Source organism: Acinetobacter septicus (assembly GCF_019355975.1).
GTDB classification, from domain to species: Bacteria; Pseudomonadota; Gammaproteobacteria; order Pseudomonadales; family Moraxellaceae; genus Acinetobacter; species Acinetobacter ursingii.
Window position 1 is genome coordinate 304,568 of record NZ_CP079898.1, and the last position, 26,417, is coordinate 330,984.

The 26,417-nt window shown below is 38.7% G+C and carries 27 protein-coding genes and 2 tRNA genes; 11 read left to right on the forward strand and 18 right to left on the reverse strand.

The annotated features are described in order from the left end of the window. The first annotated feature begins 21 nt into the window (after window positions 1-21). Window positions 22-95, forward strand: a tRNA-Trp gene (locus I6L31_RS01560). A gap of 27 nt (window positions 96-122) precedes the next feature. After that, window positions 123-207, forward strand: a tRNA-Leu gene (locus I6L31_RS01565). Between the two features lie 519 nt (window positions 208-726). Here the strand turns inward: I6L31_RS01565 and I6L31_RS01570 are convergent. Both I6L31_RS01570 and gloB read right to left on the reverse strand, forming a co-directional pair. Next, on the reverse strand, window positions 727-930 hold the full coding sequence (locus I6L31_RS01570) for a hypothetical protein (protein ID WP_005004031.1): 204 nt from the start codon (window positions 928-930) through the stop codon (window positions 727-729). 358 nt (window positions 931-1,288) lie between these two features. Next, the gene (gene gloB, locus I6L31_RS01575; RefSeq protein WP_005004032.1) at window positions 1,289-2,020 is read right to left on the reverse strand and encodes a hydroxyacylglutathione hydrolase; all 732 of its coding nucleotides are present in this window, start codon (window positions 2,018-2,020) and stop codon (window positions 1,289-1,291) included. Window positions 2,021-2,348: 328 nt separating this feature from the next. Between gloB and I6L31_RS01580 the strand changes: the two genes are divergently transcribed. Beyond that, complete coding sequence (locus tag I6L31_RS01580) at window positions 2,349-3,317, forward strand: hypothetical protein (RefSeq protein ID WP_005004033.1); 969 nt, start codon at window positions 2,349-2,351, stop codon at window positions 3,315-3,317. A gap of 17 nt (window positions 3,318-3,334) precedes the next feature. Beyond that, the gene (locus I6L31_RS01585) at window positions 3,335-4,207 is read left to right on the forward strand and encodes an arginase family protein (protein ID WP_005004034.1); all 873 of its coding nucleotides are present in this window, start codon (window positions 3,335-3,337) and stop codon (window positions 4,205-4,207) included. A gap of 61 nt (window positions 4,208-4,268) precedes the next feature. Here the strand turns inward: I6L31_RS01585 and I6L31_RS01590 are convergent, their stop codons facing one another. The 10 genes from I6L31_RS01590 to I6L31_RS01635 form a co-directional block, all read right to left on the reverse strand. Then, window positions 4,269-4,964: a methionine ABC transporter permease gene (locus I6L31_RS01590; protein ID WP_005004035.1), complete on the reverse strand. Its 696-nt coding sequence runs from the start codon at window positions 4,962-4,964 to the stop codon at window positions 4,269-4,271. Further along, entirely contained in the window at window positions 4,964-5,986 is a 1,023-nt protein-coding gene (locus I6L31_RS01595; RefSeq protein ID WP_005004036.1) for a methionine ABC transporter ATP-binding protein, read from the reverse strand. Before I6L31_RS01595 ends, I6L31_RS01590 begins: the two co-directional genes overlap by 1 nt. A gap of 68 nt (window positions 5,987-6,054) precedes the next feature. Next, window positions 6,055-6,924 carry a MetQ/NlpA family ABC transporter substrate-binding protein gene (locus tag I6L31_RS01600; protein WP_005004037.1) on the reverse strand — a complete coding sequence of 290 codons (870 nt, stop codon included), beginning with the start codon at window positions 6,922-6,924 and terminating at the stop codon, window positions 6,055-6,057. A gap of 358 nt (window positions 6,925-7,282) precedes the next feature. After that, the gene (gene purD, locus I6L31_RS01605) at window positions 7,283-8,572 is read right to left on the reverse strand and encodes a phosphoribosylamine--glycine ligase (RefSeq protein ID WP_005004038.1); all 1,290 of its coding nucleotides are present in this window, start codon (window positions 8,570-8,572) and stop codon (window positions 7,283-7,285) included. 134 nt (window positions 8,573-8,706) lie between these two features. Further along, window positions 8,707-10,281, reverse strand: a complete 1,575-nt coding sequence (purH, locus tag I6L31_RS01610) for a bifunctional phosphoribosylaminoimidazolecarboxamide formyltransferase/IMP cyclohydrolase (RefSeq protein ID WP_005004040.1) — start codon at window positions 10,279-10,281, stop codon at window positions 8,707-8,709. 79 nt (window positions 10,282-10,360) lie between these two features. Further along, entirely contained in the window at window positions 10,361-10,630 is a 270-nt protein-coding gene (gene fis / locus I6L31_RS01615) for a DNA-binding transcriptional regulator Fis (RefSeq protein WP_001086304.1), read from the reverse strand. A 372-nt stretch (window positions 10,631-11,002) separates the two neighbouring features. Continuing rightward, window positions 11,003-11,866: a DUF3426 domain-containing protein gene (locus I6L31_RS01620; protein ID WP_005004043.1), complete on the reverse strand. Its 864-nt coding sequence runs from the start codon at window positions 11,864-11,866 to the stop codon at window positions 11,003-11,005. Window positions 11,867-11,890: 24 nt separating this feature from the next. Then, window positions 11,891-12,787 carry a 50S ribosomal protein L11 methyltransferase gene (gene prmA, locus I6L31_RS01625; protein WP_005004045.1) on the reverse strand — a complete coding sequence of 299 codons (897 nt, stop codon included), beginning with the start codon at window positions 12,785-12,787 and terminating at the stop codon, window positions 11,891-11,893. A 101-nt stretch (window positions 12,788-12,888) separates the two neighbouring features. Then, window positions 12,889-13,779, reverse strand: coding sequence for a bile acid:sodium symporter family protein (locus tag I6L31_RS01630; RefSeq protein ID WP_005004047.1), 891 nt, complete (start codon window positions 13,777-13,779; stop codon window positions 12,889-12,891). Window positions 13,780-13,951: 172 nt separating this feature from the next. Further along, window positions 13,952-14,188 carry a hypothetical protein gene (locus I6L31_RS01635; RefSeq protein WP_004989326.1) on the reverse strand — a complete coding sequence of 79 codons (237 nt, stop codon included), beginning with the start codon at window positions 14,186-14,188 and terminating at the stop codon, window positions 13,952-13,954. A gap of 234 nt (window positions 14,189-14,422) precedes the next feature. Between I6L31_RS01635 and mnmG the strand changes: the two genes are divergently transcribed. Beyond that, a complete protein-coding gene (gene mnmG, locus I6L31_RS01640) occupies window positions 14,423-16,303 on the forward strand; it encodes a tRNA uridine-5-carboxymethylaminomethyl(34) synthesis enzyme MnmG (protein WP_005004050.1) in 1,881 nt (626 codons plus the stop codon). A gap of 392 nt (window positions 16,304-16,695) precedes the next feature. Here the strand turns inward: mnmG and I6L31_RS01645 are convergent, their stop codons facing one another. After that, window positions 16,696-17,697: a helix-turn-helix transcriptional regulator gene (locus I6L31_RS01645; RefSeq protein ID WP_005004053.1), complete on the reverse strand. Its 1,002-nt coding sequence runs from the start codon at window positions 17,695-17,697 to the stop codon at window positions 16,696-16,698. A gap of 274 nt (window positions 17,698-17,971) precedes the next feature. Between I6L31_RS01645 and I6L31_RS01650 the strand changes: the two genes are divergently transcribed. From I6L31_RS01650 to I6L31_RS01670, 5 genes are read left to right on the forward strand one after another with little or no spacing between them, the layout of a single operon-like run. Then, complete coding sequence (locus tag I6L31_RS01650; RefSeq protein WP_370685022.1) at window positions 17,972-19,477, forward strand: circularly permuted type 2 ATP-grasp protein; 1,506 nt, start codon at window positions 17,972-17,974, stop codon at window positions 19,475-19,477. Between the two features lie 28 nt (window positions 19,478-19,505). Further along, complete coding sequence (locus I6L31_RS01655; protein WP_005004061.1) at window positions 19,506-20,111, forward strand: alpha-E domain-containing protein; 606 nt, start codon at window positions 19,506-19,508, stop codon at window positions 20,109-20,111. Continuing rightward, window positions 20,108-20,887 carry a transglutaminase family protein gene (locus tag I6L31_RS01660; RefSeq protein WP_005004063.1) on the forward strand — a complete coding sequence of 260 codons (780 nt, stop codon included), beginning with the start codon at window positions 20,108-20,110 and terminating at the stop codon, window positions 20,885-20,887. The genes I6L31_RS01655 and I6L31_RS01660 overlap by 4 nt, the downstream gene beginning before the upstream one ends. A 14-nt stretch (window positions 20,888-20,901) precedes the next feature. Continuing rightward, the gene (locus I6L31_RS01665; protein WP_004989316.1) at window positions 20,902-21,636 is read left to right on the forward strand and encodes a proteasome-type protease; all 735 of its coding nucleotides are present in this window, start codon (window positions 20,902-20,904) and stop codon (window positions 21,634-21,636) included. Window positions 21,637-21,686: 50 nt separating this feature from the next. Beyond that, the gene (locus I6L31_RS01670; protein ID WP_005004065.1) at window positions 21,687-22,112 is read left to right on the forward strand and encodes a BLUF domain-containing protein; all 426 of its coding nucleotides are present in this window, start codon (window positions 21,687-21,689) and stop codon (window positions 22,110-22,112) included. A 17-nt stretch (window positions 22,113-22,129) separates the two neighbouring features. Here the strand turns inward: I6L31_RS01670 and alr are convergent, their stop codons facing one another. Together alr and dnaB are read right to left on the reverse strand one after the other, a co-directional pair. Next, window positions 22,130-23,209 (reverse strand): alanine racemase, encoded by a 1,080-nt coding sequence (alr, locus tag I6L31_RS01675; protein WP_005004067.1) that lies wholly within the window; start codon window positions 23,207-23,209, stop codon window positions 22,130-22,132. 59 nt (window positions 23,210-23,268) lie between these two features. Beyond that, a complete protein-coding gene (dnaB, locus tag I6L31_RS01680; protein WP_004989311.1) occupies window positions 23,269-24,714 on the reverse strand; it encodes a replicative DNA helicase in 1,446 nt (481 codons plus the stop codon). Between the two features lie 145 nt (window positions 24,715-24,859). Here dnaB and I6L31_RS01685 point away from each other — a divergent pair, with 145 nt between their 5' ends. After that, window positions 24,860-25,018, forward strand: coding sequence for a hypothetical protein (locus I6L31_RS01685; protein ID WP_171455404.1), 159 nt, complete (start codon window positions 24,860-24,862; stop codon window positions 25,016-25,018). 6 nt (window positions 25,019-25,024) lie between these two features. Here I6L31_RS01685 and I6L31_RS01690 read toward each other — a convergent pair whose 3' ends face one another. The 3 genes from I6L31_RS01690 to I6L31_RS01700 form a co-directional block, all read right to left on the reverse strand. Then, on the reverse strand, window positions 25,025-25,456 hold the full coding sequence (locus I6L31_RS01690; RefSeq protein WP_004989309.1) for a CBS domain-containing protein: 432 nt from the start codon (window positions 25,454-25,456) through the stop codon (window positions 25,025-25,027). Between the two features lie 157 nt (window positions 25,457-25,613). Next, window positions 25,614-25,991: a DUF2750 domain-containing protein gene (locus I6L31_RS01695; RefSeq protein WP_004989308.1), complete on the reverse strand. Its 378-nt coding sequence runs from the start codon at window positions 25,989-25,991 to the stop codon at window positions 25,614-25,616. A gap of 127 nt (window positions 25,992-26,118) precedes the next feature. Beyond that, complete coding sequence (locus I6L31_RS01700) at window positions 26,119-26,352, reverse strand: SEL1-like repeat protein (RefSeq protein WP_004989307.1); 234 nt, start codon at window positions 26,350-26,352, stop codon at window positions 26,119-26,121. Between the last annotated feature and the right edge of the window lie 65 nt (window positions 26,353-26,417).

Consider the following 26,417-nt stretch of genomic DNA (forward strand, 5'->3'; position numbering starts at 1 on the left):
AATCTTCACATTATAAGATCTAGAGGATTGGTGTAATGGTAGCATGACGGTCTCCAAAACCGTTCGTCAAGGTTCGAGTCCTTGATCCTCTGCCAGAATTTAGTTGTAAAATCCCAAGTTTTGGGGGCGTGGCGAAATTGGTAGACGCACTGGATTTAGGTTCCAGCGCCGCAAGGTGTAAGAGTTCGAGTCTCTTCGCCCCCACCATATATTATCAAGAGTTGATTTGCTCTTGAGTTAAGAACTTAGCTTCGATAAAAGCTTAATATCATAGAATATTAAGCTTTTTTTATTTATAAAACCTATATTCATGAATTGTAGACATTAAAAAGGCTTAAACATAATGTTTAAGCCTTTGAGTGATTATTATATTATTATCAATCACTTATTTTATCTGTAAGCTAATTGTCCAAATAAGTAGACCATAATCATGAGTGTGAAAATGGTCGAGGAAACTAAAACGACTTCTACTGTTTTCATAACCCCACCTTTTTATAATTGTTGAGTCTTTTTTATACAGTAAAAAACAACTTAATGCAATGAGAATAATTCTCAATATAAGAAATGTATAGCAAAATTTAAGCTTAAGGAATATTGAATCATAAAAATTACAATAAAAAATAGCATCAGATATGATGCTATTTAAAGTCATTCATCATTTTTTAAATTTCTATTCTTATACAATCCTATATGTATTAAGTACATAGAGAAAATAGCTTATCAAGTTTATGCTTTTAAATGATCCTCAAATTCTTCACCAAGTTGAATGGCTAAATTATTACCAGATAAATCGCAGGTAACAAGACCATATTCTTTTTTGAAACTAAACGTAAAACCTTTGTCATCCGCTAAGTTTTTTACGGAATATCCCAGTTTTTCTAGCCAGATACGAAACGCAATTAAATTTTTAGCTTTGACCACTTTTCTCATTTGAATATTCTCCATTACCACCACAATCGTTATTTTTATTAATAAGGGTAACTGTGAATTTTTTAAAGGGGAAAACTGTTTAAGAATTTTTCAATTCATGAAATTGCCATCAGATTGTATAAATAAAAGATCAATTTTTATGTTTTTTGCAAAGCACAACGCTTAAAAAATTAGAACTATTTTGATTAATATATTGATTTTTAATCATTTAATTTTTTATGCTAAAGATGAGGAATTAGCTAAATGAGTACAGCATTCAAAAAAAATAGATGTAAAAATATATTTCATATTTCAAAAAGATCGGTCATAAGACAAAAGAGAGAGTTGCATCAACCAATGACCGATTGATCCTTCATCTTTAGAATTGATCTTTTAACGTTCGTATTCTAGCGAACTCTTCAACACAGTCGGTGCGTAAGAAAGGATTGGTTTCTAATTCTAGTTGAATGCTGCTGGGTAAGGTGATTTGGCCATTTTCTCTGAGTTGTTGAACCTGTTGAGCACGTTCTTGCAGTGCAAGATTATGAGGTTCAATTGTTAATACAAATTGTGCATTGGCAAGCGTATATTCATGGGTGCAGTAGACTTGGGTTCGTGGTGGTAGTGCAGCCAAGCGATTTAAGGAGTGATACATTTGTTCAAATGTACCTTCAAAAACTCGACCGCAGCCAAGTGAAAAAAGTGTATCACCGCAAAATAGACTATCAATTTGATCGATAAAATAGACGATATGACCAAGCGTATGACCCGGAGTTGCAATAATATCAACATTTAATTGATTAAATCTAAATTGATCTGCATGTTGTAAAGCATGAGTGATAAATGGAATTTTACTCAACTCTTCACGAGGGCCAAAAACAGGGATTGAATGTTGGGCAATTAGAACGGGTACGCCACCGATATGATCTTTATGCCAGTGAGTGAGCCAGATTTGAGTTAACTTCAAATGATGTTGTTCACAAAAATTCTCTACCAATTTTGATTCAGTCGGATCAATAGCAACAACTTCTTGCGTTTCTGTATCTTCAAGCATCCATATGTAATTTTTTAAATCATTTTGGACATCAATAAAGTGAACCTGATAACGCATTTTTTTATCCTAAAAATCAATTAAACTGTTTAAATTGAAAGGCGAGTCTATACTTGTTCAATATCATCATAACAGATATTTTGAGTAAGCTTGGCATAGAATAAATGTTTAACTTTTAGAAAGTGATGAATTTATCATTCTTTCCTAATAATATAATGTAGTTAAACATAATAAGCTAATCTTATGATTTTACAGTGGATTTTATCGATCAGCCATTTTATGATGCCTTTAAAAGAGCAAATATGTAATCAAGCAACACTTTTGTTCAATCAAAATAACGGCATTTAAATAAACGATTAATCAGTAGTTTCATGTATGGAGAGGAGATATGTCAGGAAGACAAGATCATGAAATCGTCGAAGTATTTAAAACATATTTGCATCCACTTTCAGAAAAACTGACAGAAATGTTAAATGAACATTATAGCCATCAGACCGAACGACGCGGCTGTGGTTATACGCAAGCAACCCGTGTGATTGCAGAAATAGTGAATCAGCCCAGAGATCATCAAAACTTTCAGGATTTACGTTTGTTTGCAGATTATGATCTGAAACTTTTGAAATATATTTTAAATCAAAGTTCCTGCTATCACATTGATCTGGATTCATGGCGCGATCTGGATCAACATCATAATTTGCAAAATGATCTCAAAGCCCATGATGTTTCAGTACATTTTCATCAGGCGGTATTGCAGGAAGCAAGTTTTCAGGCAAAACTTAGAAGCCTTTATCTAGAGATGCAACTTGAAGAAAGTATTCTGATTTGTAGGTTGATTGAAGATATTATTCTTCCTAAACTGGCTGAAATGAATCCTTTTATTGAACTAAAAACCCTCCAAGAAAAACCCAAAGTGGGCTCATGTCCTTTAGCAGAAAAATATTTTTTAAAAGTGGCGCATCGACGTTTATTGCGACAGGGTGAAATTAATATTTTTGTCGATGCACATCAACAACCCGTCATGATTGAAAAACTAAATATGGGGGATAATCACTCCTGTATTAGTTTGCAGCCGTTAATCATGAATGGTGTGCGTTTACCCGTGGGTTGTCTTTTTTCAGTCAGCTATGATCATGCAAGTATTAGCAAACGAAAAAATAAAAATTATAAGGGCAATATTATTCCAATCGATGAAGTCGAGGGTTTCTGGTTTTTAAGATTGACGACGCTTGCAATTTCTCCAGCTCATCGGGCGAGAGCATTTAGTCACCATTTTAAACAACAGGTTCAAAATGGTTTATTTCGTCCTGAAAGTACTGAACTGAGCCAATTAATGGAAGTTGCTCTTGAGCAAATCTAATCATAAAAAGGGATACTATGCTCAAAGCCTGTTATTCACCACGTTATTATGCAAATACTCATACCAACAGTATGGAAAAATTAACTGAGGTTGCGAAAATAGTCGAACAAAAACAATTAGCGCAATGCATTGATCCGGGCATGATTGAGGTGGAATTACTTAAACAGTTGCATCGTCCTGATTATGTCGAAGCATTTATCACGGGTAAACAACCAGAAGCTTCGATACAAGGATTTCGTGACTGGAATCCACAGCTTCGTGATGCAGTATTATCAATTAACGCAGGTCAATTATTGGGTGCTGAACTTGCTATGAAAGAGGGAATTGCTGCCAATATTGCACAGGGTTTTCATCACGCTAGTTATGAAGCTGGCGCCGCATATTGTACTTTTAATGGGCTGGCACTTATCGCTAAATATTATCCAAAGAAGACGATCTTTATATTGGACTGTGATCAACATGGTGGAGATGGAACAGCACAATTTACAACAAAATTACCAAATCTCATTAACTTTGGAGTTTTTGGGATTCGTTTTGGGTGCCGTGCCAACAGTCGTAACTTTACTCGATATATTCATCCTAAACAGGGGAATTTTGAACAATATTTAGAGGCTTTACATGAAAGTTTTGAAATGATTGAACGCTTTCAGGCCGATTTAATTGTGTATCAGGCTGGAATGGATTGCCATCAAAAAGACAAATATGGCTCAAAATGGTTCACGACTGAATTGTTATATCAACGTGATCAAGCTGTATTTAGAATGGCAAAACAAAAAGGCATTCCAATTTTATTTGTACTTGCTGGTGGTTATCAGCCACTTGAAGAGCTTGTCCCATTACACGTCAATACCTTTATTGCAGCGGATGTTACCTATTTCTCAGATCATTAAAATCATTGAGCTATAAAAGAGGGAGCTGATAAAGCTCCCTCTAATGCGGCTTTGGGCTCAACTAGCGAAGTTTGGAAAGCCAATTCCCTAGTGACTGTACCAATTGTACCAAGATCAACAAGACAATCACGGTCAAGAGCATCACGCTACTATCAAAACGTTGATAACCATAAGAATAAGCCAGATCACCAATACCACCTGCACCGACAGCACCTGCCATTGCGGTTGCACCAATCAGACTGATCGTTGCAGTGGTCATATTTAAAATGAGTGAGCTACGTGCTTCTGGCAAAATAAACTTAAATACGATTTGCCATGGCGTTGCGCCCATTGCCTGTGCGGATTCGATAATGCCATCATTAACTTCAAGCAGAGAATTTTCAATCAATCGTCCCATGTAGGGGCCGATAAAAATCGTTAAAGGAACAATCGCAGCCCAAGTACCAATGGATGATCCGACAATCCATTTCGTCAATGGAATCACAGCAATCGCTAAAATGAAAAAGGGTAGAGAGCGCAAAGCATTAATAATCGGATTCAAACCATGATAAATGGCTTTATTGGGTAAGATGCCTTTGTCACGGGTGACAACCAACGCTACACCTTGAATTAAGCCCCAAATTCCGCCAAATAGGAAAGACAACAGCACCATTTGTATGGTTTCTTGCATGGCATCAACAAATTGATCCATGCCGAGCGGACTGGTCCAGAGTGGTTGTGTAATTACAGTGAGCCAATGCACAATGAATTCTTTCATTATTCATTCTCCGCTTGACTGATCAGAACATCATGCTTTTTCATATAGTCAACTGCTTGTGCAACAACATCGACACTGCCTAATATTTGGACAAACATCTGGCCAATAACCGTGCCATTAATTTCAGTCATATTGGAAAATAAAATATTAAAATCGATATCAAATTCACGGATGACCGTTTGAATCACAGGTTGATGTGCTGATTTGCCTAAAAACTGTAAACGGTAGATGGTATCAATTCCTTTATGTTGCAAATTATCCAGAATCTTACGTGGTAATTGTTGCTGAAACACGGTTTGAATAAAGGTTTTGGTCGTTGGGTGTTGGGGGTGGCTAAAAATTTGCACGGTTGGGCCATGCTCAATCACTTTACCTGCTTCCATTACCGCAACCTGATCGCAAATACGTTCAATCACATCCATTTCATGGGTGACGATAACAATGGTAATTCCTTGTTCTTCATTAATTTTTTTAAGTAAATCGAGTACAGATTTGGTGGTTTGCGGATCAAGTGCTGAGGTCGCCTCATCACATAATAGAATTTTAGGGTGATTTGCCAAAGCACGTGCAATACCAACGCGTTGTTTCTGACCGCCAGATAATTCATCAGGAAAAGCATTACGTTTATGTTTTAGGTCGATGAAATCCAGCAATTCTTCCAGACGTGCCTGACGTTTGGCTTTATCTACACCTAAAAGCAGCAGCGGCATTTCAATATTTTCTGCTACGGTTTTGGTTTGTAATAAATTGAAATGCTGAAAAATCATACCAATATGGGTGCGTTCTGTACGCAAATCTTTAGCACTCAAAGCGGTCATATCTTTTTGATTGACGATGACCTGACCTTCGCTTGGGCGTTCAAGTAAATTGATCAATCTTACGAGGGTACTTTTACCTGCACCACTATAGCCAATGATGCCAAAAATACTACCAGCAGGAATGGTCAGGTTAATTTGATCCAGTGCTGGAATGGTTTGCCCATTTTGAGTGTAGAACTTGGAGATATTCTTAAATTCAATCATATGATCTAGAGTGCTAAAAAAAGAAAAACAGGCAACACAGTGTGCCTGTTTGTGAAGAGGGTATTATATTACTGTTTTCCGCCAGTCAGGTAGCTGATTGGTTCATTTACATCAACTTTTGTGCCCTGAAATTTTTCCTGAATGAATTGTTTTACAGGTGCAGAATGATAAAGGTCTTTCAGCTTTAATAACTCAGGATCGTTTTGACGACCTTCTGCCACGGCAAGAACATTGACATTCATTTTGGTAGATTGATCTACAGGTTCATGGAAAATTGAATCTTTAAGCACATTCAAACCACCTTCCATGGCCAAGACATTACCCAATACAATGGCATCGACTTCGCTTTTTACGCGAACAGAAGTTGCCATTGGAATTTCTTTAATCACGAGTTTCTTAGGATTTTCAATAATGTCAGCAGGAGAGCCTTTAGCGACATCAAACTCAGGTTTTAACTTAATCAAGCCCGCAGTTTGAAGCAATAACAAGGCACGAGCTTCATTGGCAGGATCGTTTGGAACGGCAATAGTTTCGCCATTTGTGAAGTCTTCAATCTTCTTGATTTTATCTGAATAAATTCCCATTGGTTCTAAATAAGTTGTTGCCAATGGAGCAATTTTAGATTTGTTTCCCGCATTAAATGCAACCAGATAAGCATAAGACTGGAAGGCATTGACATCAATTTCTTTATTTGCAACAGCAGTATTCATCGAAACATAATCAGTAAAGTTTTTTACATCAAGTTCGATACCTGCTTGTTTGGTTTCTGGAAGTTGTGCGATAAAACGCCAGATATCTGTATCTGAACCACTAGAGGCAAGCGTAATTTTATGCAAAGCATTTGCAGGTGCAGAAGCTTTATTGTCTTCAGGTTGTTTTGAACAAGCTGCGAGAACAATGACTGCAATACTTAAAAAAACACTAAACAGTTTTTTCATTGCTTGAGTTCCTGGATTTAGTCAGGCTAAATCAATGTAAGAGTGAAAGCTAAGTAGAAAATAAGGAGCTGTTGATTTTAGCTATGCAACTATCTGTAAATTGTCAACAGACCCTACTATGCTTGAAATTTAAGCACAAAAATTGCTTTTAAATCAAAAAAAGTGAGTATAAAGATATCTTGTTATATGTCAAAAAGAAAAAGGGTAAATCATTAATAATTTCTGCTATGGTTATTAAGTTACAGTATAAAGTAGAAAATAACTTTATCACTTCAGATTTTTTAGCAATTTGATCAATTTTTGAAAAATAAAAAACCTCTATTTAATCTAAAAAAGAATAAATAGAGGTTTGAATTATTTAGTTATCTGCTTTTTCACGTGCGATAGCGCGATAACCAATATCACTACGATATTGCATACCTGCAAAAGTCACTTGACCACACACTTCTAAAGCATTCACTTGAGCTTCAAGGACACTGTCGCCTAAGGCTGTTACGCAAAGTACACGACCACCTGCGGTAACGACATGACCATCATCTTTCACGCTAGTCCCTGCATGGAAAATTTTAGTACCTTCAGGAGATTGACCTAAACCAGAAATAACATCGCCTTTACGTACAGTTTCAGGATAACCTTCAGCAGCAAGTACCACACCTATCGATTTGCGTTCATCCCATTCGGCTTGAGCAGGGAGTTTACCTGCGATACCAGCTTCAACCAGATCAACCAAAGATGATTTTAAACGCATCATAATAGGTTGTGTTTCTGGATCGCCAAAACGGCAGTTAAATTCAATCACACGAGGTTGACCCTGATCGTCAATCATTAAACCCGCATAAAGGAAACCAGTATAGATGTGACCGTCACGTGCCATACCTTCAACGGTTGGGCGCATGATTTCAGTCATGACACGATCAAAAACTTCAGAAGTCACCACAGGGGCAGGAGAGTAAGCTCCCATACCACCTGTATTTGGGCCTTGATCGCCTTCAAAAATTCGTTTGTGATCTTGAGAAGTCGCCATCGGTAAAATGTTTTGACCATCAATCATACAAATAAATGATGCTTCTTCACCTGCAAGGAATTGTTCGATCACCACACGCGAGCCTGCATCACCAAACTTATTGCCAGCCAGCATATCGTCAATAGCTGCAAAAGCTTCTTCATTGCTCATCGCAACAATCACACCTTTGCCAGCCGCAAGACCATCAGCTTTAATGACAATTGGAGCGCCATGCTTTTTGATATAGTCTTTAGCAGGCTCTACTTCAGTAAATACCTCGTAGAAAGCCGTTGGAATGTTGTGCTTTTTCAGAAAGTCTTTGGCAAATGCTTTAGAACCTTCAAGTTGTGCTGCATATTGAGTCGGTCCCCAAATTTTTAAGTCAGCCAAGCGTGCTGCGTCGACGATCCCGTTGACTAAAGGTGCTTCAGGGCCAACAATAATCAGATCAACATGGTTATTTTTTGCAAAGTTGATAATTTCTGGATTGTTTAAAATATCAATTTGAACATTTTCACATTTGTTTTCGGTTGCAGTTCCTGCATTACCAGGTGCAACAAAAACTTTGGTGACTTTAGCATCTTGCGCGATTTTCCAAGCAAGTGCATGTTCGCGACCACCACTACCTAAAACAAGAATATTCATTGGGTTCATACTCCATGAATCCATAAACTGATCTGGACTTTTACACGATTCTTGATGTAGAAGACCCTCTTCATAAGAAGAGGGCGATCAGCTTAAAGTCAAAAAAATTTCTTATACTTTAAAATTCAGTCAAATTAATGACGGAAATGACGCATACCAGTAAAGACCATCGCAATACCATGTTCATTGGCTGCTGCAATCACTTCTTCATCACGCATCGAACCACCTGGTTGGATGATACATTTAATGCCTGCTTTGGCTGCATTATCGATCCCATCACGGAAAGGGAAGAATGCATCAGAGGCCATTACTGCACCTTCAACCACAAGTCCTGCGTGTTCTGCTTTAATCGCGGCAATACGAGCTGAGTTTACACGGCTCATTTGACCTGCACCAACCCCGATGGTTTGACGATTTTTTGCATAGACAATCGCATTTGATTTCACATATTTTGCAACTTTCCATGCAAAAATCAGGTCATCAATTTCTTGTTCTGTTGGTGCACGTTCAGTCACGACTTTCAGGTCAGATGCTTTGATCATACCCAAATCTTGATCCTGAACCAATAAACCACCATTAACACGTTTATAGTCTAACTGTGGAGCACGTTCATCTATGGCAGGAAGCTCACCACACACCATCACGCGAACATTCTTTTTCGCGCCAGTCACTTCAAGTACGCCATCTGCAATGCTTGGTGCAATGATTACTTCAACAAATTGACGATCCACAATCGCTTGTGCAGTTTCAACATCTAACTCGCGGTTAAAGGCAATGATGCCACCAAAAGCAGATTCGGTATCGGTTGCATAAGCAAGATCATAAGCTGCTTTGATGCCATCTAATGACACAGCAACCCCACACGGGTTAGCATGTTTGACGATGACACACGCTGGTTTTGCAAATGATTTTACACATTCAAGTGCTGCATCGGTATCAGCAATGTTGTTATAAGACAATTCTTTGCCTTGTAACTGTTTTGCTGTGGAAACGGATGCTTCTTTAGCAGCAGGATCAACATAGAATGCAGCAGATTGATGAGGGTTTTCGCCATAACGTAAGTCTTGAGCTTTAACCAATTGAGTATTAAAGGTACGCGGGAATAAATCGGCTTCGCCCTCTTCTTTACCTACACGTGCACCTAAATAAGAAGCAATCATGCCATCATATTGTGCAGTGTGTTCAAAGGCTTTTACCGCAAGATCAAAACGCGTAGCATAAGACAATGCACCAGAATCTTTAAGCTCTGCAATCACAGTAGCGTAGTCAGATGCATTGACCACAATACCCACTGAAGCATGGTTTTTCGCTGCTGCGCGAACCATGGTTGGGCCACCGATATCGATATTTTCAATCGCATCTGCCAAAGAGCAGTCTGGTTTAGCAACGGTTGCTGCAAATGGATACAGGTTAACTACAACCAAATCGATAGGCGCAATATCATGCTCTTGCATGACCGCTTCGTCCAGACCACGACGAGCCAAAATACCCCCATGAATTTTAGGATGTAGGGTTTTTACACGACCATCCATCATTTCTGGAAAACCAGTATGTTCAGAAACTTCTACAACAGCGATATTGTTGTCTTTAAGCAACTTATATGTACCGCCAGTAGATAAGATTTCTACCCCTAAAGCTGCAAGATTTTGAGCAAATTCCACAATTCCTGTTTTGTCAGAAACAGAAATCAAAGCACGTTTAATAGTCATGATTAAATCAACGGTTTAAGTTTACAGATTAAAACAAATAGGCATAAAAAATGCCCACAGGACGTGAGCATTTTATCATTTATTCACTCATTAAGCCGTGAGCTTTTAACTTTTTGCGTAAAGTTCCACGGTTTAGGCCTAGAATCTCCGCAGCACGAGTTTGATTGCCACGGGTATATTCTAAGACGACAGATAAAAGAGGTTTCTCCATTTCTGCTAGCACCATGTCATAAACTTGTGATGGTTGCTCACCTTGCAATTGTGCAAAATAATGGCGAACTGCGCGATCCACGTGGATGCGAAGAGCAACATCAGATTGTGCAGTAAAAATAGGAGATTTGCTATTCATGCGAGTTAATCCGAAATCATATTACCGCTTGGGTAAAGCAGTATGTAAATGTGGTCTAAATAATGAACCCTGTTTTAGATACTAAAACAGAGGCTCTAAAACATGGAAACAACAGCTTGCCACAACTCTGTATATTGTGCGAAAAATAAGCGTAACAATAGTTTAATATTTGTTACAGCCCAGATTCAAAAACAAAAAAGCCACGCAATGCGCTATCACTTGATAAAGCACAGATGACGACAGTAATTGTTGTGGATAAATCCGAAGATGTTGTAGGGTCAAGCTTTCGTGGCGCGTATGATACCATTGTCTAAGAAAAAGTGAGCAAATTAACTGCATTTTTTTTCATTTTTTTTATGTTTTTTTTAGTGATTAGGGGTGGACTATTTCTAAAGTATAATCATCAAAGCTTTTTCTGGGCTGATTAATGTTAAATTCGAACTTATAAGGCAGGTTTTTAGGAATACGCTGAATACCGTTTAGGCTGGCGGCTAAATAATCTTGAGGCTTTAAAATAATACTCTTATTCTCATGTTTATTTTTTAAAGTCAGCTTGAGTAGAGGAAGCTGTAAGCTTTTATCATGATAATTGACCAAAACACCTGAAAAACGAGTTTTATGCTGCTCAATGCTCACGACTTTAACTTTATTAATAGTCAAAAGTGCGTAGTTCTCTTCAAGTTTCTTACAACTAAATACACTGCATAATTGATTGAATACCGCGCCTAGTACAGGGCTATTATGCATCACTCTTGGGTTAAACCATAAAATTTGGAAGAACAGGATTCCCAATAAGACGATGTTAATAGAACTCCACATTACATAATATAGCAGGCTATGCTTTTTACGTTTTTTGGGACTATTGTCTAAACTTAGACCTTCGCTCTCGGCAAGATTGAGTTGGGGGAAACTGCTGATTTCCTCATTTTGAAAATAGTTTAAATTATTGAGATAGGTCAGCAGATCAATATTTGAATTTTCAATTCTACGATCAAAAATATCCAGAACATTAAAGTTATTGTATTGCAAAGCAGAGGGTGAAATCGCACATTGATTTAAAGCTGAATACTGAATCGAGCTGGCAGAATGATCTTCTGCCAGAATGAGATTAGTTAGTGCATTGAAGTTTAAATCACATTTGGGGCAACAAACCATACCCTGAGCAACTGTGAGCTGAGTTAGTGAGACTTTATATACTGTCAAACATTTGGGGCAGCGGGTTTGTTTTTCACTCATGGAACCGTCATCTACTTTTATTTGTTATTGGCGCTTCCCTGATATGCGACACCAGTTTTCTTCGCGCTTCTCGATATGTACTATATCAAAAAACTCAGAATAAACACCAGTAACATCAGCAACTTGCTCTTCGATTACGCCTGCAAGTGCGAACTCTCCCTCAGATTTGAGCAAAGTTGCAAACTCTGGCGCAAGTGCCATGAGTGGCGCAGCTAAAATATTGGCCACTAAAACATCCGCTTTTTGCGATTTAAATTCTGCATTAAACTCTTCAGGTAAACCGACAAATAAACGATCTAATACATGATTGAGTTCAGCATTTTGTTTGGTAGCTAATACAGCTTGCGGGTCGATGTCAGTGGCATAGACTTTTTTTGCCCCAAGCAACAATGCTGCGACACCCAAAATACCTGAGCCACAACCATAATCGATCACAATTTTATCTTTAAGATCAGTTTGTCCTAACCATTGCAGGCAAAGAAAAGTACTAGCGTGATTGCCTGTACCAAAAGCCAGACCCGGATCAAGTTTAATGTTAACCGCATTGCTGTCTGGAGCTTCTAACCATTCAGGTACGATCCAGAACTTTTCTGCGATTTGAATGGGTTCATAATAATCCATCCATGCGCGTTCCCAGACTTGATCTTCGAGTTGTTCATGGCGTATAGGTGCATCAGGAAGTTGTTCTTTTAGAAAAGCTTCCAGTTTTTCTACATCGATAGGGTCTTGATCATCTTCCTGATAAATCCCAGTTACAATCACTTTATTCCAAAGCGGAGTTTCTCCAGGAAGCGGTTCAAGCAATGCCTGATCTTCGGCATCATCTAGCGTTACACTTACTGCACCTAATGACATAAGTAATGTTTCTGTAAAATCCACTTGCGCTTGATCAACAGTAATGTGTATTTGTAACCACTTCACGGGAATAAGACCTAAATTCGATTTGAAACATCTATTGTAACGGATAAATGGATCACTCGAGAAATAATTTCAACGAGCGACCCATTGATCTGATGAGAAGGTTATTCATTTTTTGCAACTAAGTGAGTTTCGGCTCTTTGAGGCTCATAACGATTTAACAACGTCCCAAAAATAGCAGCAAATATGTACATAAATATTGAATAAACTGCCGCAGGCATTGCGATAGTAGTGCTTGCAAGTATGGTGAGAGCAATGGTCATGGCCAGCGTACTATTATGGATACCAATTTCAAAAGCACAAGCACGTGCTTGCGTACTACTGATCCCAAATATTCGTGGGATAAAGTAGCCGATCAATAAGCTTGCGATACAAAATAGAGATGTTGCCAGTCCAACCTGCATAATGTATTCCAATATACTATTTCGTTCTTTTGCCACAGCACCAATAATAATCAGTATTAAAAATACCACTGCAAAGGTACGCACTGGTTTATGTAATTTGTCCGCAACATTAGGTGAAAAATAGCGAACAAGCATGCCTAAACAAACAGGTACGATGATAATAAGAAAAACCTGAATGACTTTGCTAAACTGAAGTCCAAGCTGTTGACCATCATTAATAAAATGTTGAATAGACAGATTGACAATAACAGGCAAGGTAAATGCTGCAATTACAGAATTGATCGCTGTTAAAGTAATATTGAGTGCAATATCACCTTTATAAAGATAGCTAAATAAGTTTGCTGTAGGCCCGCCCGGTGACGCTGCCAGTAGCATCACACCAACGGCCAAAAGGGGAGGAAGGGCTAATAGCTTACAAATTACAAATGCGATACTGACCAGAATCACCAATTGACAAAATAAGGCCAAGAAAACTGCTTTAGGATGTTTTGCAACACGCTTAAAATCCTGAGGCCGTAACTCCAAGCCTAGTCCAGCCATAATGATTGCAAGTGCTATAGGTAGAAAAATCGTAATTATTCCAGAATCCATATGTTATTTCCTTTTGTTGTTTTATATCCCGATGTCATAATGATTCTAACTAAAATTGAATATATTTCAATCAGATAAATTACATTTATAAGTGGAATTATTATTTTTTCCATAAAAAAACACAGGCATAGTAAGCCTGTGTTTTACAGATTAAATTAAAGCAGTTTTACAATTATGGTGCAGGCGCTTTAAATTGCAATTTACCATTTTCATTCGGCTGACAAGTACCATTAAAAGTAACGCCTTTGTAGCCGTAAGTTGCCCAGTCACCTTGCTTTTTCTTGGCACATGCTTTGACTTGTGCATTAGTTTCTGCTTTGCTCACTGTTGCTTCTTCAGCATTTGCTAGCGTCATACCACCAAGAAGTAAAGCAGATACAGCGATTGTTTTTAACATGATGTTTTTCATTTCAATACCTTTTTTAAAGTTGATTTTAGGTTTTTAACTATAAAGCACTGACACAGTCTTATTCTAAGAGTCGGTTTTTAAAAAGTTAATTCGTTTTATGCTGAAATACTTATATAAAATGTCACATCTTGTATATTGCTGTAAATTTTGTGTCTTTATTTTTGTAAAAAAACCATATTGCTACAGGGTTTTTTGATATAATTTTTCGTCCTTTTTTCTTGGTGTTTTTCAGCCATGCATTACCCTAAAGTTTATGATGTTATTGTTATTGGTGGCGGTCACGCAGGTACGGAAGCGGCGCTTGCTGCTGCGCGTATGGGACGACAGACCTTGCTTTTGACGCATAACATTGAAACATTGGGGCAAATGAGCTGTAACCCTGCGATTGGTGGTATTGGTAAATCGCATCTGGTTCGTGAGATCGATGCTTTAGGCGGTGCCATGGCATTGGCTGCCGATAAAGGTGGTATCCAGTTTCGTATTTTAAATTCGCGTAAAGGCGCAGCAGTTCGCGCAACGCGTGCTCAAGCCGACCGTGTGCGTTATAAAGCCGCCATTCGTTATACCCTTGAAAATCAACCAAATCTGGATATTTTTCAGCAAGCAGCCGATGATTTAGTCGTTGAAGGCGATACGGTGAAGGGTGTGATTACCCAAATGGGCGTACACTTTGAAACTAAAACGGTGGTATTGACCACGGGTACGTTCTTGGGTGGTGTCATTCATATTGGACTCGAAAAGTCGAGTGGCGGTCGTGCAGGTGATCCACCCTCTATTGCGTTGGCACATCGTTTGCGCGAATTAAATTTACCAGTGGGTCGTTTAAAGACAGGTACGCCACCACGTATCGATGCGCGTTCAGTTGATTTTTCTGTAATGACTCCGCAACCGGGTGATTTTCCATCACCCGTGATGTCTTTTATGGGTGACGTTTCAATGCATCCAGAGCAAGTGAATTGCTACATCACACACACCAATGAAAAAACGCACGAGATTATTCGTGGCGGTCTTGATCGTTCTCCAATGTATACAGGTGTGATTGAGGGTGTAGGGCCGCGCTATTGTCCATCCATCGAAGATAAAATTCACCGTTTTGCTGATAAAGAATCTCATCAGGTGTTTTTAGAGCCAGAAGGTTTGGATACGCATGAACTTTATCCAAACGGCATTTCAACCTCTTTACCATTCGATGTGCAGTTTGAATTGGTGCGTTCGATTCGTGGTATGGAAAATGCGCATATTTTGCGTCCGGGTTATGCGATTGAATACGATTATTTCAATCCGCAAGCTCTGAAATTTACCCTTGAAACGAAAGCCATCAATAATTTGTATTTTGCTGGTCAGATCAATGGAACAACAGGATACGAAGAGGCGGGCGCACAAGGCTTGCTTGCAGGTCTGAACGCTGCGCGTCGTGCATGGGATCAAGAGCAATGGACACCAAAACGTGACCAAGCCTATATGGGCGTATTGGTTGACGATTTAATTACCTTGGGAACCAAAGAACCGTACCGAATGTTTACTTCTCGTGCAGAATATCGTTTAATGCTGCGCGAAGACAATGCAGATCAGCGTTTAACGCCAGTTGGTCGTGAGCTTGGTTTGGTCGATGATACTCGTTGGGCAGCTTACTGTGAAAAAATGGAAGCTGTTGAAACTGAAACAGCACGTTTGGCACATTTATGGGCTGCACCAAACAATCCAATGGGTAAAAAGTTTGTGGAAATGACGGGTGCGGATTTAAGTAAAGAATCCAGTGCCATTGATTTACTTAAACGTCCAAATGTGAATTTCACCCAGATTGCTCAATTAACAGATTCTCAAGTATCTCCGCATGTGGGTGAACAGATTGAAATAGCTGTCAAGTACGAAGGCTATATCAATCGTCAACATGAAGATGTGGCTCAAATGAAGCGTTTGGAAGAAACTAAAATTCCAGCAGATTTTGATTATGATGTGGTTTCTGGCCTGTCTCGTGAAATCACGCAAAAGCTGAAAACCGTGCGTCCTGAAACCTTGGCACAAGCCAATCGTATTCCAGGTGTAACACCTGCTGCGGTGCAATTGGTGATGATTACCATCCGTAAAAATAATCAGACCAAAAAAATTGCTTAAATCATGTGTTAAATAAAAATAATTGAAATATAAAAAGCTCAGTTAAAACTGGGCTTTTTATATTGTGTAAAATGATATATGAAAAAATCTTAAGAATTTAAATGCATTTATTCTGTCAATTTTGTTATTTCTTATACGACCTGAAATTTCTTATAGTGGCTTTACGTTCAAAACAAAGAGGTAATCAACATGACCATGAAGTCGATTCGTTATAATGGTTATGATTTAGCATGCTTATGTTAAATCATGGTTCTCAGCACGAATTGGTATCCATTTTCTTTGGTGTCGGGGCTTGGGAAAGTGGGTGCCAGTATTTTAATCACCAAGAAAAAGTAATATTGTTTGAATATCAAAAATTATAAAAACTCTAAGAGAGCAATGCTCTCTTTTTTTTATTCATTTTCAATTTCTCTGACCGCATGATGAACTTCAATTGGTTCTATATGCAGAATTTTTTTACCAAAACTGCGTAGCCACCAAACCAATTGAGAGGTAAAAGGGAGCGTTGCTCGAATTTCTACAATATTTTCATCGATGGGAGTAATGCTTTGGTCTTTACTAAGCTGACTTTCATAAAAGCTCTGTGCCGTATTTTCAGTCATGGTCAGCTTTAACTCAACAATTTCAGTCGGTTTGTTGTAGTCAACACGAAAACCTAAAGCGCCAGAGTCAATATATTGATCAATATCAAAATTTACTGGGTGTAAAGCGCGCGAATTTAGTACAGAAGCTGATTTAAAACGGTGCAAAGCAAAAGTTTGGACATCGGATTTATCGTGCCGTGTACAAATTAAATAAATAATCGCACCTTTTTGTACCAAAGCCAGCGGATTTAAAATATAGGTTTTTTCTTCAGCATGAATATTACGTGGTCGATAAATACATTCGATCTGTTTATCTTGGAGTAAACCTTCATAAACGGCTTGTTGTGCATGTTTATCGACCAAAGGCGGAATTAATGGTTGGCTTGCAGGCACAATTCGAACACGATTAATCCATTGGCGAACATTATTTTGAGTCGACAGGCTGCGACGTGCCAGATCAAACCATGGATTCATTTCTTCGATCAGACTGGGGGGTAACAGGTGTTTTAAATGTTCTTCGACCATCATAAATGTCACCGCTTGAGAACTGGTCATATGCGGCAGACTTTGAATAGGAGCATCAGAACGCCAGCGCCAGCCTTGCGGTACGGTCTTATTGCTTTCAATGGGAAAGCGTTGTGCAATCTGGTTTAAGTCACGCTGAATAGTGCGCAGGCTAATATCAACCCCTTCACGTTCCAGCATTTCCTGTAGTTCACGCGTTCCCATCCATTTACCTGTCGAAAGGCGCGATAGAATTTGCCATTGTCGGTGCAAACTATTGGAGGTTTCTTTTTCTTGTAAAGACATAGTCGATCGTAAGTAGGTCAATAATGTTTTGAATAGCAACACAATAGAAAAACTTGATCGTTTTGGCAAGAATGTAACAGAAATATTGCTTATATCCCGATACAACTTTCTACAAGAACCTCATTGAAGCCAGTTCACTTTTTTTCCAAAAATAAGGAAAGCATCTGCATAAATGGCACTGTATTTGCTTTATAGGATAATGAGTCAACAAGAAAAAAGGCAGGTAATTATGTTAGAAGAAGATAAAGAGATGCATGCCCTAGGTGAGCAATATATGAAAGATAAATTGAGCGGAGTAATCAACAGCCAGTCTTTATTCATTGACCAGTTAAGTGTAAATACCAATTTGTTTGAGCAGTTAAAATCAAAATTTTTTAACGAAATGCTAGATGATGTCAGCTCAAGTGGTGAAGTTTCTAAAAAGATAGAGCAATGGCTGTCAGTGCATAGTCTCGAACAATTGAAGCAACTGAATGCTGAGGCAAAGCAACATTTTTTATATGAAGGGATTACCTTTACGGTTTATGGTGAAGAAGAAGGCACGCAACGAACGATTCCATATGATCTCATTCCGCGAGTGATCGAAAAAAAGCAATGGGAGAAAATATCCAAAGGCTGCGAGCAGCGCGTCAAAGCTTTAAATTTATTTTTAGATGATATTTATCATGATCAGCATATTTTGAAAGAACAGATTGTTCCTCAAATGCAGGTGATGACACATGAAGCTTTTCAGCCTCACATGTTAAATCATGATTTAAAAGGAAAAATTTATTCTCAAATCAGCGGGATCGATATCATTCGTGATGGAAAAGGTGATTTTTTTGTTCTCGAAGATAATTTAAGAACACCGTCAGGTGTCTCTTATATGATTGAAAGTCGAAAAATCAGTAAAAAACTCATGCCAGAGCTATGTGCGGCAAACCCGTTACAAGAAATCGAACAATATCCAACATTACTCCGCGCAATTTTGGAGGAAAATGCTTATGTTGATCAGCCTTTTATAGTGGTGTTAACCCCAGGACGCTTTAATAGCGCCTATTACGAGCATGCTTTTTTAGCCCGTGAAATGGATGTGCCGCTAGTCAGTAGTCGCGATCTTTTTGTTGAAAATGATCACGTCTATGTCAAAACTATTCGAGGTCGTCAACGTGTCGATGTGATTTATCGCCGTGTTGATGATGCATTTCTCGATCCACTTGCTTTTAGACCTGATAGTACTTTAGGTGTCGCAGGTTTGATGTCTGCTTATTTGCAGCACAATGTCGTGATTGCAAATGCTCCGGGTACAGGGGTTGCGGATGATAAATCAATCTATCCTTATGTGGATGATATGATTAATTTTTATCTGAATGAAGCACCAATTTTGAAAAATGTGCCAACCTTTCAATGTCGACGTGAAGATGAACTGGATTATGTAGTTGCCAATCTGGAACAACTGGTCGTCAAAGAGGCACAGGGTTCTGGTGGATATGGAATGCTGATTGGGCCACAAGCAACCAAAAGTGAAATCGCGGAGTTCAGAAAAAAAGTTTTGCAACATCCGCATTTATATATTGCACAGCCGACACTCGAATTATCTGTGGCGCCAACTTTGACTCAGGATGGCATCGCAGAGCGGCATATCGACTTACGTCCTTTTGTATTGTCATCGCCTTATCGAACCGAGATTGTACCGGGAGGCTTGACACGTGTGGCCATGAAAGCTGGCTCACTTGTTGTGAACTCATCACAAGGTGGTGGCATCAAAGATACTTGGGTTGTTGAAGCACTACATTCTTGATCAATGTTCATTTAACAAGGAAGAAATTATGATTTTACTGAGTTCAAATGCACAACATATTTACTGGTTAGGCCGTTATTTGATGCGCATCAACTTTTTTTGCAATCGGATTCCATTTACACAGGATCAGGCTGCAATTGAATTTTGTCATGCTTTTTGTTTACCTGCTTATGATGCAGCATCACTGAATGAATTGGCACTAGATCCTGAGCAACCGTATTCATTGATGAAACAATTTAGCTATGCAAGTGACAATATTCATGAATTACGCGCTGTTTTACCTGCAAAAGCCTATGCTGAACTTAATGCTCTTATTCGAAATGCAGGTGAACAATCGGGTTATATTTGTAATGTAGTCCAAGAGTGTAATGAGATTTTGGAAGCAGAAACAGATACCGATATTTTACTGTTTTTTGGTTTGGGTCAAAAAATTGAGCAATTAGATGCGACTTTGCGCTTTAAACAAAATCCTGAAAATTTAATTGATGAACTCGACAAAACCGTTGCAGCTTTAAAAAATTATGGCTGGTTGGCTCTTGAAACAGCATGGCTTGATTTGAAGCAACAACCTGATTTGATGTCTTTTTATCATTTTCATGATCAACTTCATCTCATGTTTGAGGCGCCTGTATGAAACTTATGGTGAATCATCAAACACATTACACTTATAGTGAAAATGCGTGCAACAGTATCCAATATATTAAGATGATTCCTCAAAGTTCACAGCACCAATACGTTCATTACTGGGACATTAGTGTTCCGGGTGAACGGGTACTTAAAAAGGATGTTTTTAATAATCTATGGCTGACTTGTTCACAGCGTTTTGACTATCAACATTTAACCATCATGGCGCAAGGGATCGTTGAATTACATTGTGGTGGAAATGAGGGACACCAAGCAAGTTTACCGTTGTCACTATTTTTGCAGCCGACACATGCTACGTTGTGGGACGCGAATATGTTGGAATTTGCCACCCAATTTGTGACGATGGGTTCGTTGAAAGAACTTATTGTTTTAGCAGAACAAATTTTGTTGAAAGTTCCTTACTGTCCGCATGCAACCACAGTTCAGTCCACAGCAAAAGAAGCATTTTACGCAGGTCTAGGGGTGTGTCAGGATCATGCACATTTAATGATTGCCATGTGTCGGGCTTTAAATTTACCAGCGCGATACGTTTCAGGCTATTTGTATGATAAAAATACGCCTCATCTAGCAAGTCATGCATGGGCTGAAGTATTTTTGAATAAACAATGGTATTGTTTCGATGTGAGTAATCAATTGTTTGAACCTTCTTCACATATTTACGTCGCAATTGGTCGTGATTATTTTGATGTTGCGCCAGTAAGGGGTATTCGTGAAAAAGGTGGTGTGGAAAAAATGCGATCAACAGTGCAGGTACTTGCTTGTTGAATGGAATGAAAAAAATGACTTATTGTTGTGCTTTACGGCTTAAAGATGGCTTGGTCTTCATTAGTGATACGAGGACCAATGCGGGTGTAGATCAGATTTCAGTTTTTCGAAAACTTTACACTTTTGGGAAATTAAAAGAGCGCTTTATTGCGATTCAAACAGCGGGTAATCTGGCAACAACACAGGCTGTGATCGGTCATTTGCGAAATCAGCTTGAATTACAGGAACAACCCAATCTATACACTGTAAATACCATGTTTGAAGTTGCCCAATTGGTCGGGCGAACTTTGCGCAAAGTCATTGAAGATGTGACCGAAGATACGCTTGAACAAAGTAATTACTACTGTAGTTTGACTGTGGGTGGTCAAATTGGGGAAGGAGAGCATCAACTTTATAATATCTATCCACAAGGGAATTTTATTTGTGCAACTAAAGACACACCTTTTTTTCAGATTGGTGAAAGCAAGTACGGTAAACCAATACTAGATCGTGCTTTAACTTATGATATGCCTTTGGATGAAGCACTGCGTTGTAGCCTACTTTCATTCGATTCTACCTTACGTTCGAATGTGTCAGTGGGATTGCCGCTTGATGTATTGGTGTATCATATTGATAGTCTGGAAATGCCAAAAGGTAAACGTGTTACTCAAGATGATGAGTATTTTCAAAAAATCAGTAAACAATGGTCGGAAATACTGCGTGCAGGTTTGCATGAAATTCCAAAACCTTCAGAGGATTATTTGGAATAATTGAAAACGGCAGGCATAATTAATTTATTAACAGATAAAGAAATATAATTATGAATTATCAAATTTGTTATGCAAGTCAAACCACCTCATCGCATGAGCAACTTATGGTTGATCTGAGAGAAATTCTTTCAACTGCGATGCATTTCAATTATATTCACAAAATACAAGGTGTTTTATATTTTGCGGATAACTATTTTTTTCAATGTCTTGAGGGCGAACAGCAACAAGTTTTGAAGTTACTGGATTCTATAAAGAAAGATCCGCGTCATTCACATTTTCATGTTCTTGATGAAAGAAGTGCTGAACACGCCAACTTTAAAGACTGGTCGATGAAATATGTGCGTAAACGTAGTGAAGTAAAAAGTTTTTTTGCTGAGCTCGGGAGCAACACTTTTAATCCATATCTACTTAATCCAACTTCGCTAGAACGTTTGCTCGAAATTTTAAAAGATGTACAAGCAGAAACCCATGGTTAAACATGGGTTGATCTGATTTAATTTTCAATTTTTCGGCGAATCGGTCGGTTGCTTAAACGGCAAAGTAACTCGTAACCAATCGTTCCATTCGCTTCGGCAACGTCGTCAACCAAACGATGTTGCCCCCACAGCTCAACTTCATGATCTAACGATACATTTAATCCCGTCACATCAATCGCGATCATATCCATGCTAACACGTCCGATTACTCGTGTAAGACGTCCATTCACTGCAACGTAGTTTTGTTTAATATAAGCGCGTGGATAGCCATCCCCATAGCCAATTGAAACAATGGCAATATCCATTGCTTCGTCGGCGGTAAACCATGAGCCATAACCGACTGAATCACCTGCTTGAATATGGTTAAGCGCAATGATTCGGGCAGTAAAGGTCATGACTGGTTTTAAATCCAGCTCATGTACAGTTTTGTCTGCAAAAGGACTAGCGCCATACAGCATGATGCCGGGACGTACATAATCAAAATGAAGTTCTGGCCAGTTAAAAATTGCAGCTGAATTGCAGCATGAAACCTCAATTGGCGCACAGCTTTCTTTAATGGTGAGTAGTTGTTGAATTTGTTGCTGATTCATTGGATGTTCTGGAACATCGGCATTGGCAAAATGCATTGCAAGTACACAATGGAAACCTTCAGTTTTCAAATGTGTGATGACATCAATAATTTCATCTATTTTAAAACCTAAACGGTTCATTCCACTATTGAGTTTGATCCAGACTTTTAAGCCTTGTTGAATATATTCAGCTTTATATTGTAATAACCATTCTACTTGCTGCTGCTGATGTACGACACATTCAAGTTGATGTTGTAAAACAGCATGCATTTCATTGGCATTGAAAATACCTTCAATGAGGGTAATCGGATGCTTTGAGCCTTGAGCACGAAGCTCGAGTGCTTCTTCCAGAGTGGCAACACCGAAAGCATCGGTGTTATTTAAGGCTGCTAAACAGTCTTTGACTCCATGTCCATAAGCATTGGCTTTGACCATACTCACGATTTTTGAGTTTGGTGCAAGTTGTTTGACACGGTTTAAATTATATTGCAGCGCAGCGCTATCAATATAAACTGTTGCTTGGCGCACCCTGATTTCTCCTTTGGGACGACATGGAAAAATTTTAAAGAGGATAAATAATTAAGACCTTATTCCTCATCATCATACTGACTGTAATACTCAGGTGAGAGGTTACTAAAGCGGGTATATTGACCTTCAAAAGCCAAACGGACTGTTCCAATCGGGCCGTTACGCTGTTTACCAATAATAATTTCGGCAGTACCAGCTTCTTTAGATTCTTTATTGTAGACTTCATCCCGATAGATAAACATGATCAAATCGGCATCCTGCTCGATCGCACCCGATTCACGTAAGTCAGACATGACAGGACGTTTGTTGGGACGATTTTCCAGACTACGGTTTAACTGAGACAGTGCTATAACAGGACAATTCATTTCCTTAGCCAGTGCTTTTAAACTTCGCGAAATTTCTGAAATCTCGCCTACACGGTTATCACCCATACCTGGAACTTTCATCAATTGCAAATAGTCGACCATGATGCAGCCAATTTTACCATCATGCATTTTAGCAATACGTCGTGCGCGGGAGCGTACTTCCGTCGGCGGGAGTGCAGAGGAATCATCAATATAGAGATGTTTTTCCTGAAGCTGCAAGATCGTACCTGTGACTTTCGACCATTCATCGCCATCCAGTTTGCCTGAACGTAAATGCCCTTGGTGCACTTTGCCATAGGAGGAAATCAAACGCATTGCGATGGAATCAGCAGGCATTTCCATCGAATAAACCAGTGCAGGCAAATTACTATTGAATAAAACACTTTCGACTAAGTTCATGGCAAAAGTGGTTTTACCCATTGAAGGACGTGCGGCAACAATGATGAGATCTCCTGCCTGCATCCCATAGGTTTTATTATCAAGTTCTAAGAATCCAGTCGTTAGACCTGTGATATTGCCATCAAGTTTAGAAAGCTCATCGAGTTTACTAATAACATCAGCAGTCACTGAGCTAATCGATTTTGGTCCCGCGTCTTTCTTATTGTTATTGTGTTGTTCTGCCAATGAAAAAATGTTGGTTTCAGCCAAATCCAAAATTTCACTGACTGCACGACCCTTAGTGTCATAAGCATTTTGCAAAATATCAGTACTGACTTTAATCATACTACGCAGTGTAGAAAACTCTTTAATTTTGCCTGCATAAGTTTCCAGATTGTAAAAACTCGACGGGGAGTCCGCCATAAGCTGCATCAGGTATTCTTCACCGCCAATGGCATCGAGTAAATTTTGCTTCACCAACCAGTCATTGACCAATACTGCATCATAAGGTGAGTTTTCTTGTGCCAGTTTCTCAATAGCACGGAAAATATATTTATGACGAGTTGCATAAAAATCACTTTCTTTGAGTAAATCACCCACTTGTTCAAATGATTCAGCAACGGTCATCAGCGCTGCTAGTACTGCTTGTTCAATGGCAAGGTTATGCGGAGGAGTGCGAAATTCTTTTAGTTGACCTGAGTCATTCACTTTATTCTCTGTATTGGGAGAATTTTTTGTAAAATTGGCATTCGCCTGTGACATAACAAGACCTAATCAAAAGATGAAACGATACCGATGGGCTATCTTAATCCAAATAAAGGTCATCGGGACAATTTAATTCGGTGAAAATTGTATAAGTGGCGAAAAATTGTAGTGGTCGCGTGAGAGCTGATGTGATGCATTTCATTTGAGTATCGAATCATGTCTCATCAAAGGTATTACAGACAGCACGTATTTAGCGAAGCGGTATTTGCAAATGGGTGAAATCGAAGTACAGGTCAGTTTGGAAATAGGGCAGTTAAGCATTCAAAAAAAGGCATCTGATAAAGATGCCTGCTTTATTTAAGGCTATTTAACCCGAAATATACTGCTGTAATTGATCAATCAAGTTTTTTTGATCTTGCATCGCTGCTTTAACTAAATCACCAATGGAGATGAGTCCAACCAACTTATTCTCTTCAACCACAGGTAAATGACGTAAATGTCGGTCTGTCATCAGTTGTAAACATTCTTCAACTGTATTTGAACGTGAAATAGTTAAAACCTTTGCGGTCATAATTTCACTCACCGTCGTATCATAAGAGGAGCGTTCCATCAGGGCAACTTTGCGGGTGTAATCACGTTCAGACAAGATTCCAACGACTTCATTATCTTGAGTGACAACTAAAGCTCCAATCCCTTTTTCTGCCATGATCGAAATTGCTTCAAGTACGGTTGCGTCTGGCGAAACAGTATAAATGGCTTGTTCAGCTTTATCTTGTATAACTTGAGCAACGTTTGTCATCTTTTATGTCCCTCTGGCGAGTGTTATCATTTTAAATTAACTTAGCGCGATTTGAAGAAAATGCAAAGCCTTTGAAAGTATAAATGAATAATATTTTGCCAAATGGCGTTGGCGTTTTGTATTGAGTTTTACCGATTAAAACTCAATACACATTATTTTATGCAATTTTTAAATTCGATGCGGGTGCAAAGAAAAAATGTCGCATTTGTTGTGTCGATAATTTAAATTTGCGTTGATTCGAATTAAACAAAGCAGGCGTAACATTTAAACGGGTCAATGTAGGTAATAAAGACTCCTGAAAATCTTGGGGCGTAATTTTTTTGGGAACATAATTTGGCCAGTGTTTTTTAGCGTAACGATGTGCTTGCACACCATTGAGCCAAAAAGGAAAAACAAAATCATCTTGATCTGATTTAATTGCCCAGCCTTGATGGTATAAACCCCAAAGTGCGCCGCAATACATCATGGTTTTTAAAATAGAAATTTTAATTATCAAGTCTTTAGATACAGGATTTAACTGTGTGTAGGTTTTCATGGTTTTGCTGCGATTTAAATTCGTGTTTATTATAAAAAATAAATACTTAATTTCAGTTACTCGTTTGCTTTAAATCGTAATAAAGTTTTACAGCGGCATTAAAAAACGCCACCTAGGTGACGTTTGATTATGCTTGCATGGTGGCCATTCGTTGCCAGTATTGTGCTTTCAATGAATCTCGTTCTACACGAAAGCCTTGGTAGTAAAGTTCAGCCAGAAACATCGCTGCTTTACCGTGTCCTGCACGTGCTGCATCTTCAAGCTGCTTCACAGCGTCTTGAAAGTTCATCTGTGATTGAATTGTATTGACCGCAGATGCGTACACATGTTCTAAGTCATGATGAGAAATTTGTTGAATCATATTAAAAACTCCTTATAGTTGTAATTATGATCACATCAACTCGGCTTACTTGCCTCGCAAAACTA

Coding starts and splice junctions, on each gene's coding strand:
- I6L31_RS01570 (WP_005004031.1), bottom strand. CDS start 930: ATGAGAAAAGTGGTCAAAGCTAAAAATTTAATTGCGTTTCGTATCTGG.
- gloB (WP_005004032.1), bottom strand. CDS start 2,020: ATGCGTTATCAGGTTCACTTTATTGATGTCCAAAATGATTTAAAAAAT.
- I6L31_RS01580 (WP_005004033.1), top strand. CDS start 2,349: ATGTCAGGAAGACAAGATCATGAAATCGTCGAAGTATTTAAAACATAT.
- I6L31_RS01585 (WP_005004034.1), top strand. CDS start 3,335: ATGCTCAAAGCCTGTTATTCACCACGTTATTATGCAAATACTCATACC.
- I6L31_RS01590 (WP_005004035.1), bottom strand. CDS start 4,964: ATGAAAGAATTCATTGTGCATTGGCTCACTGTAATTACACAACCACTC.
- I6L31_RS01595 (WP_005004036.1), bottom strand. CDS start 5,986: ATGATTGAATTTAAGAATATCTCCAAGTTCTACACTCAAAATGGGCAA.
- I6L31_RS01600 (WP_005004037.1), bottom strand. CDS start 6,924: ATGAAAAAACTGTTTAGTGTTTTTTTAAGTATTGCAGTCATTGTTCTC.
- purD (WP_005004038.1), bottom strand. CDS start 8,572: ATGAATATTCTTGTTTTAGGTAGTGGTGGTCGCGAACATGCACTTGCT.
- purH (WP_005004040.1), bottom strand. CDS start 10,281: ATGACTATTAAACGTGCTTTGATTTCTGTTTCTGACAAAACAGGAATT.
- fis (WP_001086304.1), bottom strand. CDS start 10,630: ATGAATAGCAAATCTCCTATTTTTACTGCACAATCTGATGTTGCTCTT.
- I6L31_RS01620 (WP_005004043.1), bottom strand. CDS start 11,866: ATGAGTGAAAAACAAACCCGCTGCCCCAAATGTTTGACAGTATATAAA.
- I6L31_RS01630 (WP_005004047.1), bottom strand. CDS start 13,779: ATGGATTCTGGAATAATTACGATTTTTCTACCTATAGCACTTGCAATC.
- I6L31_RS01635 (WP_004989326.1), bottom strand. CDS start 14,188: ATGAAAAACATCATGTTAAAAACAATCGCTGTATCTGCTTTACTTCTT.
- mnmG (WP_005004050.1), top strand. CDS start 14,423: ATGCATTACCCTAAAGTTTATGATGTTATTGTTATTGGTGGCGGTCAC.
- I6L31_RS01645 (WP_005004053.1), bottom strand. CDS start 17,697: ATGTCTTTACAAGAAAAAGAAACCTCCAATAGTTTGCACCGACAATGG.
- I6L31_RS01650 (WP_370685022.1), top strand. CDS start 17,972: ATGAAAGATAAATTGAGCGGAGTAATCAACAGCCAGTCTTTATTCATT.
- I6L31_RS01655 (WP_005004061.1), top strand. CDS start 19,506: ATGATTTTACTGAGTTCAAATGCACAACATATTTACTGGTTAGGCCGT.
- I6L31_RS01660 (WP_005004063.1), top strand. CDS start 20,108: ATGAAACTTATGGTGAATCATCAAACACATTACACTTATAGTGAAAAT.
- I6L31_RS01665 (WP_004989316.1), top strand. CDS start 20,902: ATGACTTATTGTTGTGCTTTACGGCTTAAAGATGGCTTGGTCTTCATT.
- I6L31_RS01670 (WP_005004065.1), top strand. CDS start 21,687: ATGAATTATCAAATTTGTTATGCAAGTCAAACCACCTCATCGCATGAG.
- dnaB (WP_004989311.1), bottom strand. CDS start 24,714: ATGTCACAGGCGAATGCCAATTTTACAAAAAATTCTCCCAATACAGAG.
- I6L31_RS01690 (WP_004989309.1), bottom strand. CDS start 25,456: ATGACAAACGTTGCTCAAGTTATACAAGATAAAGCTGAACAAGCCATT.
- I6L31_RS01695 (WP_004989308.1), bottom strand. CDS start 25,991: ATGAAAACCTACACACAGTTAAATCCTGTATCTAAAGACTTGATAATT.
- I6L31_RS01700 (WP_004989307.1), bottom strand. CDS start 26,352: ATGATTCAACAAATTTCTCATCATGACTTAGAACATGTGTACGCATCT.